This is a genomic window from Stenotrophomonas sp. FW305-3-2-15-E-LB1 (assembly GCF_058787375.1).
The window spans coordinates 143,432-150,815 of the sequence record NZ_JBYSZR010000010.1; the positions used below are offsets into that span (position 1 = coordinate 143,432).

The following is a 7,384-nucleotide window of genomic DNA, read 5'->3' on the forward strand; positions in this document are numbered from 1 at the left end:
CAGGTCGAGGCGGGGCGACAGCTGCCTGGCTGGTGGGTGCCGACCGTTGGTCGGCACGGAAGGGCAGTGCGGACCAACGGTCCGCACCCACCAGAAGCGGTCAGAACGTGTAACGCACGCGGCCGTAGTAGTACGCGCCGTTGCTGCCGATCGGCGACAGCACGTCATACGGCAGGTTGCCGTAGTAGTAGATATCGTCGTTGGACTTGTCCGGGTAGTTGTCCGTCAGGTTCTGCCCGCCGATGGCCACGCTCCACTGCTTGTTGAAGCGGTATTCCACTTCCGCATCCAGCTGCCACTCGGCCTGGTAGGTCTGGCGCGGAATGTAGCCATCGCCGAAATTGAACACGCGGGTGGCGCTGCCGTAGCGGTTCACGCGGCTGCTCAGCGACCAGTGGTCGTTGCTCCAGGCGGCCGAGAAGCTGGCACGGGTGCGCGGGGTCGCGTCGGTCAGCGTGTTGGTTTCCTCGATGCCGAACAGCACGTAATCCGCGTCCAGCGCCTGCAGCTGGGACGGGGTGGCCAGCACGTTCTTCAGCGTGGTCTTGGTGTAGGCATAGGTGCCGGTCAGCAGCAGCTGGCCATCGCCCAGTGCCTGGCGCCAGTTGGTCACCAGCTCGGCGCCACGTGTGCGGGTATCGGCGGCGTTGACGAAGAAGCTGGCACTCTGCAGGCCGGTGACGCCGTAGTTGGCGGCCACGAAGTCGGTCAGCGCATCGCCGGTGATGCTTTCCGACAGCGCGATGCGGTCGTCGATGTCGATCTGGAAGAAATCCAGCGACAGGTCGAAGTGCTCACCGATGCGGCTGGTGAAACCCAGCGAGGTATTGAGCGATTTTTCCGGCTTCAGGTCCTGCGCGCCGAGGCCGCGGGCGATCGGGTTGTTGACCGACAGCAGGCGGCCCTGCACCAGCTGGCCAGCGGCGTTGTAGCCGGTGGACGTGGATTCGTAGCCGATCTGTGCCAGCGATGGCGCGCGGAAGTTGTTGGAGATGGCACCGCGCAGGGCGAAGGCCGGGGTGAACTCGTAGCGCAGGCCGAGCTTGCCAGTCAGCTCGCCGCCGAAATCGTCGCTGTGCTCGTAGCGCGCGGCCAGGTCGGTGGAGAAGTGGTCGCCGAACTGGCTGGACAGGCTGGCATAGGCACTGGCCACGTCGCGCGCCAGCGACGCGGCATCCTGCGGGGTGAGGCCACCACCGGCCTGCGAGCCGGTCGGGCGATCGGTGTACGGGCCGGCCGCATAGCTGGACGGGTCACCCGGACGCGTCTGGTAGCGCTCGTGGCGCACTTCCGCGCCCAGGCCCAGGGTGTGGGTGATGCTGTCGCTCTGCGAGAACACGCGGCTCAGGTCGAGGTTGCCCACGGTCTGCGCGTACTGGTAATCGGCGGTCTTGAAGCGGGTCGGGCTGGTCGGGCCCAGCGAGGCATTGATCGAATCGCGCAGGCGGTAGGTGAAGTCGTTCTGGCCGTAATCCACGCTGCCGTCATAGCTCCACTCGCCCCACTGGCCACGCACGCCGGCCACGGCCTGCACGTCGCGGTTCTCGCCTTCGGAAATCGGGCGGTAACCGTTCGGGTAGACCTCCTTCCAGTTGGCATCGCCGTCGGGGTAGCGGAAGTAGTTCGCGCCTTCGGTGTCGCGCTGGTTGAAGGTGCCGAAGGCATAGAACGTTGCGGTTTTGCCCACCGGAATCTCGGTGTTCAGCCACAGGTTGATGTCCTTGCTGGCGCCATCGCCGAGCACGTAGTTGCGTTTGCCCTGCAGCGCCAGGTTGGCCTCGGTCTGGTCCCACGGCGGGATCAGGTCGTAGCCGGCGCGGTTGGTGCCGTTGCGCTTCTTGTATTCCAGGCCTACGCGCAGGAAGCCGCCGTCCTCGCCCAGCGACGTGCCGACCTTGGCGCTGATGTTGCCGGCCTGGCCATCGGTGAGGGTGCGGCCGATCGGCTTGAGGTCGGTGTGGTTGGCGCCGTAGCTGGCTTCGATCTCGCCGCCGTCGCCGCCGTTGTCCAGGATCACGTTGATCACGCCGGCCACGGCATCGGAGCCGTACAGGGCGCCGGCGCCATCACGCAGCACTTCGATGCGCTTGATGGCGCTGACCGGGATCGAGTTGAAATCGACCGGGGTGGTGCCCTTGCCGATCTTGCTGTCCGTGTTGACCAGTGCGGTGTGGTGGCGGCGCTTGCCGTTCACCAGCACCAGCACCTGGTCAGGCGACAGGCCACGCAGCTGCGCGGCGCGCACGTGGTCGGCGCCGCCGGAGTTGGACTGGCGCGGGAAGTTGAACGACGGCAGCAGGGCCTGCAGCGCACTGCCCAGCTCGCCATTGACCACGCCGGCCTTGCGGATGTCCTCGGCGGTGAGCACGTCCACCGGCGAGGTGGACTCGAGCACGGTGCGGTCGGCGGCGCGGGTGCCGGTGACGATCACCGTGTCCAGGTTGGTGGCCGCATCCTGGGCAGAAGCGAGGGCGGGGGACAGGGCGAGCGCGATGGCGAGGCCAAGCGGCGACGCGGACAGGCGGGGGGACATGCGGACTCCAGCAGCAACGACGTGGGGAAGGGGCGGGGGAGGGAAGGTTTCACTTACATCCATCCGGATGAAGCGATATATTATCTTGGCGTGAGGAGGGGGTGTGACGCAAGCCCCGCTTCCAATCGCATCAGCTGATGCCCCTGTGGCATGAGTGATTGGTTGCAGCCGCAACCGAAACGCAGGTGTACCCTCCGTGCCCCTTCGTCGTGCTTTTCCCCTTCCCCGGAGTGCTGTCCCCCATGAAACACCTTGGCCTGATCTTTGCCGTGCTGCTGGCGACCAGCGGCTGCGCCAGCCTGTCCTCGAAGGCGCCCAGCGCCTATGCCACCACCGCCGAGATGCAGGGCGACGCCGCGCGGCCGTCCAACGGCCAGGGCTGGGTGCGCAGCGAGCTGTACTTCGGCGTGGGTGAGGAGCAGGGCGCGGGCAACCGGCCGCAGGCCGACACCATCAGCGAGGCGCAGTGGCGCGCCTTCCTGGACAAGGAAGTGACCCCGCGTTTCCCCGATGGCCTGACGGTGTTCGATGCCTACGGCCAGTGGCTGTTCCGCGGTGATACCTCGCCCAACCGCCTGCGCACCAAGGTGCTGGTGGTGCTGCATGAAGACAGCCCGCAGCGTCGTGCCGACATCGAAGCGATCCGCCTGGCGTGGAAGCAGCAGGCCAAGCACCAGTCGGTGCTGTGGTCGCGGCAGGCAGTTGACGTATCGTTCTGACCTGGAGGCGCCACCGTGGCGCCGCAGGGAACGACGATGAGACACAGGGACACCGTGATGGGCCTGCTGCTGGCGGGCCTGATGATGCCGCTGGCGCATGCCGCTGAAAGCAATGCGCCGCTGCGCTTCGAGGCGGCGCCCGGCGTCCGCGTGCAGGCTGAGGTGACGGAGGGTGGCAGCATTGCCGTGCAGGTGCTGCCCTCTGGCAAGCGGCAGAGTCTGCCGGGGGCTCCCGATGTCGACGGCAATTCCCGCCTGTCTGCCGAGGATATCGATTTCGATGGGCGCCCGGAGCTGGTTGCGCGGGCGTCGGTCGGCATGGTCAACGAAGCGGTGGCGGTGTATCGCTACGATCCGGCCAGCGGCGGTTTCCGCGCGCTGCAGGCCCGGACCCATGGCCGTGACAACTGCGGCGGCCTGATGGGCCTCACCGTTGATGCCGCCACGCGCACGCTGACCAGCAGCTGCCGCGGCGGGCCGATGTGGTACACCGATCAATACCGCTTCGATGGCAGCACGCTCTATCTGTACCGCTCCGAGGACGTGCTGCGTCTGGGCGACACATTGAACAACACGCTGCAGCCGGATCGGACCGAGGAAAACGGCCCGCTGGCGGTCTGGCGAACCCATGATGCGTCCGGCCGCGTGCTGGAAAGCGCCATCGCCGATGGCCTGAGTGCACCGGCCGCCAATGCACCGCTGCGCGGCCAGCAGGCCACGGTGCTGACCGCGCGCCTGTTCCTGTTTGATCGCCCGGGTGCTGCAAGCACCAAGCGCTATCTGCTGCAGGGCGACCGGGTCGAGATGCTGGATGAAAAGGACGGCTGGATGAAGCTGCGCTATCGCAACCCGAAGCGCGGCGCGATCGAGGGCTGGGTCAACGTCAACGATTGAAACAGGCGTTCAATCACCGACGCAGCGGATGGTGCTGCGCTGGCGATATGCTTGGCCGAACAGCACCAGCAGACGCAGCGCCACCTCGGTCAGCGGCGAGTCTGCGCCCAGTGGTTCCTCCAGCATGCGGCCGATGATTTCCTGCACCAGTGCCTGTGACTGCTCGGGCGAGATGGAGGGCTGCGCGTAGAACTCGCGCGCGAGCTGGCACAGCTGCGGGTAGCGCTGCGCATCGGAACTGAGGATGGCTTCCTCGTGCGGCGCAATCCAGGCACGCTGTTCCGGGTCGCGCCCGTTGTCGAGGTAGAGGTCGAAGGCCACGTCAGTTCCTGTACGGGTCAGCGGGTCTGCCAGGCTACGGCCTGGCCATTGCGGTGGGCGGCGGCAAACACCAGCAGCAGGCGCAGGCCGCCCCTGCGCTGTATGTCGTCACCGGGGACGGTGGCCAGGCACTGCAGCAGTTCGTCCATCGCGGTTGCGAGCGTGGTGCCCTCGAGGCTGCCGCGCGGCTGCGCACGCAGTGTTGCCAGATGCGGATGCAGGGTGGCGTCGAGCCCCTGCAGCCACTGCAGTTCGTGGTAGTTCAGGGTGTCGCGCGATTCAGCGCGGTGCAGGATGAGCTGCATGGGGGCAGGCCGGGGAATCTGCCGTCAATGTATCGGATCAGCCTGCACAATGCCCACAGTGGCATCACTTGGCCGGGTCTAGCCTCGGGGTTCCCCCGAACCCCGGCTGTGCCCCCATGAGCAAGCGCGTTGCAGAAATCGTCATCGACACACTTCAGCAGGCCGGCGTCCGCCGCTGCTACGGCATTGTGGGCGATACCTTGAACCACGTGACCGATGCGATGCATCGCAGCGAGATCGAATGGGTGCACGTGCGCCACGAAGAGGTGGCCGCCTTCGCCGCCGGCGCTGATTCGCTGGTGAGCGGGCAGCTGACCGCCTGCGCCGGTTCCTGCGGGCCCGGTGGCCTGCACTTCATCAACGGCATCTTCGAAAGCAACCGCAACCGCGCGCCGATGGTGCTGATCGCCAGCCAGATCGTCACCAGCGAACTGGGCATGGAATTCCCGCAGGAAGTGGATTTCAAGGCGGTCTATGGAAGTTGCACGGTGTTCTGCGAGCAGGTGCACAGCCCCGAGCAGGCGCGGCGCGTGGTGGCGCTGGCCTGCCAGGCGGCGATCAGTCGCCGCGGAGTGGCAGTGGTGATCCTGCCGGCGGATATCAGCGAGGCGGAGGTGAAGCACGATGTGCCGTTCTCGGTGCATTACGCCCAGCCCGTGCTTCGCCCCTCCGATGCGGAGCTGCAGCGCATCGCCGAGCTGCTGGGGCAGGGCAAGCGCATCGGCATCTACGCCGGCGCCGGTTGCCAGGGCGCGCACGCGCAGCTGCTGGAACTCGCACGGCGGCTGCAGGCGCCGGTGGCGCACACCTCGCGCGCCAAGGATTTCGTCGAACCGGACAACCCCTACAACATGGGCATGACCGGCATCTTCGGCATCGAATCGGGCTTCCACACGCTGATGGAGTGCGACACGCTGCTGCTGCTGGGCGCTGACTTCGCCTGGGGCCAGTTCTACCCGGACAAGGCGACCATCATCCAGGTCGACCGCGATGGCAGCCACCTCGGCCGCCGCCATCCGGTGAGCCTGGGCGTGGTCGGCGATATCGCACCGACGCTGGACGCGCTGCTGCCGATGCTGCCGCCGCGCGAGGACAGCACTTTCCTGGACGAGTGCATCACGCACCGGGACAAGGCGCTGCAGAAGCGCGAACAGGAAGAACAGCCCGGCGAAGGCGAACTGATCCACCCGCAGCACCTGACCGCGTTGCTGTCCAAACACGCCAGCGACGATGCCCTGTTCACCGCCGACGGTGGCTCGCCGATGGTCTGGGTACTGCGCCATATCCGGGTGAACGGCCGCCGCCGCACGCTGACCAGCCTGCTGCACGGCACGATGGCCAACGCGATGCCGCAGGCGCTGGGCCTGCAGAAGGCATTCCCCGGCCGGCAGGTGATTTCGCTGTCCGGCGATGGTGGCCTGGCGATGCTGCTGGGTGACCTGCTGACCGCCGTGCAGGAAAACCTGCCGATCAAGGTGGTGGTGTTCAACAACGGCTCACTGAATTTCGTCGAGCTGGAGCAGAAGGTGGAAGGCCTGCTGGACAACTACACCGATCTGAAGAATCCCGATTTTGGTCGCCTGGCCGAGGTGATCGGTTTCCACGGCCGCACGGTGACCCGCAGCGAGGATCTGGAGGAAGCGGTACTGGACTTCCTGGCCCAGCGTGGACCGGCATTGCTGGATGTGCATACCAGCCGCGCGGAACTGGTGATGCCGCCGCAGATCGAAGCCAAGCAGGTGGCGGGCACGGCGTTGTATGCGGCCAAGGCGGTGTTGAACGGCCGCTTCGACGATGTGAAGCACCTGCTGGTGGACAACTTCCTGAAAAAGTAGGGGTGGGGGGCGATGCAGGGCTGCGCCCTGCACCTGCCGAATCAACGTCAACGTCAACGTCAAAAGCGGGCTATCCGTGGGTTGGCGGGGTGGGTCCGGTTGAGGGGGACGCCGTAAACCCATCCATGGGGGCTTGGTCGCGCCATCCATGGCGCTCACACCCCCTCAACCGGACCCACCCCGCCTTCGACAGTTTCCCGGTGGCCGGTAGATCCACGCCATGCGTGGATAGCGGAAGAATGATCGGAGTGATCTTCTGTAGCCGAGCCATGCTCGGCTCATGGCTCTCGCGTACAGCAGCCGAGCATGGGCTCGGCTCTACAACGAGAGCCTGCTTTTGATCTTCTGATTCTCTTCCGTGGCCGGCGCGCGCAGGAAATCGTCAGGGGCCGGGCGGGGTGGGCTGCGCAGGACCGTTGGCGCCATGGATGGCGCCATCGAGCCCCCAGGGTGAAGTGACCCCCGGGAGTTGGACACCTGATCCGACCCCGAGGGTTACATGAATAGATATGAGGTTTGTTTCAAATTGCAGGTTGCCAAAGAGGCCTGCAGCACTTCCACATCGGTCAAGGCCGTTGCCCGGCGCCATGGCCTGGAGTTCTCTACGGTCAGGCGGTGGGCTGCGACCTATCGACTGCATGGTCGGCAGGGGTTTGACCGCAAACCCCGGTCCTATGACCTCCAGTTCAAGCTGGAAGTACTGGAAAAGATGGGTCATGAGGGCATGTCCGCACGCGAGGCCACCACGTTTTTCCAGATCGGCAGCGCAGGCGCAGT

At 66.1% G+C, this 7,384-nt stretch carries 7 protein-coding genes; 4 read left to right on the plus strand and 3 right to left on the minus strand.

Annotated features, from left to right (window positions below):
• Positions 1-100: 100 nt before the first annotated feature.
• A complete protein-coding gene (locus AC3WL7_RS10015) occupies positions 101-2,533 on the minus strand; it encodes a TonB-dependent receptor plug domain-containing protein (RefSeq protein ID WP_079222926.1) in 2,433 nt (810 codons plus the stop codon).
• Between the two features lie 242 nt (positions 2,534-2,775).
• On the opposite strand from AC3WL7_RS10015, the gene AC3WL7_RS10020 reads away from it, so the two are divergent.
• Complete coding sequence (locus tag AC3WL7_RS10020; protein WP_492750166.1) at positions 2,776-3,252, plus strand: DUF3574 domain-containing protein; 477 nt, start codon at positions 2,776-2,778, stop codon at positions 3,250-3,252.
• Positions 3,253-3,288: 36 nt separating this feature from the next.
• Positions 3,289-4,146, plus strand: a complete 858-nt coding sequence (locus tag AC3WL7_RS10025) for an XAC2610-related protein (RefSeq protein WP_492750167.1) — start codon at positions 3,289-3,291, stop codon at positions 4,144-4,146.
• Between the two features lie 9 nt (positions 4,147-4,155).
• Here AC3WL7_RS10025 and AC3WL7_RS10030 read toward each other — a convergent pair whose 3' ends face one another.
• Both AC3WL7_RS10030 and AC3WL7_RS10035 read right to left on the minus strand, forming a co-directional pair.
• Positions 4,156-4,467 carry a hypothetical protein gene (locus AC3WL7_RS10030; protein ID WP_492750168.1) on the minus strand — a complete coding sequence of 104 codons (312 nt, stop codon included), beginning with the start codon at positions 4,465-4,467 and terminating at the stop codon, positions 4,156-4,158.
• A 17-nt stretch (positions 4,468-4,484) separates the two neighbouring features.
• Positions 4,485-4,772, minus strand: coding sequence for a hypothetical protein (locus tag AC3WL7_RS10035; protein ID WP_492750169.1), 288 nt, complete (start codon positions 4,770-4,772; stop codon positions 4,485-4,487).
• 116 nt (positions 4,773-4,888) lie between these two features.
• Here AC3WL7_RS10035 and AC3WL7_RS10040 point away from each other — a divergent pair, with 116 nt between their 5' ends.
• Both AC3WL7_RS10040 and AC3WL7_RS10045 read left to right on the plus strand, forming a co-directional pair.
• Positions 4,889-6,607 (plus strand): thiamine pyrophosphate-dependent enzyme, encoded by a 1,719-nt coding sequence (locus AC3WL7_RS10040; RefSeq protein ID WP_492750170.1) that lies wholly within the window; start codon positions 4,889-4,891, stop codon positions 6,605-6,607.
• Between the two features lie 499 nt (positions 6,608-7,106).
• Positions 7,107-7,384 (plus strand): transposase (locus AC3WL7_RS10045; RefSeq protein WP_492750171.1); only part of this gene is annotated, 278 nt, incomplete at its 3' end.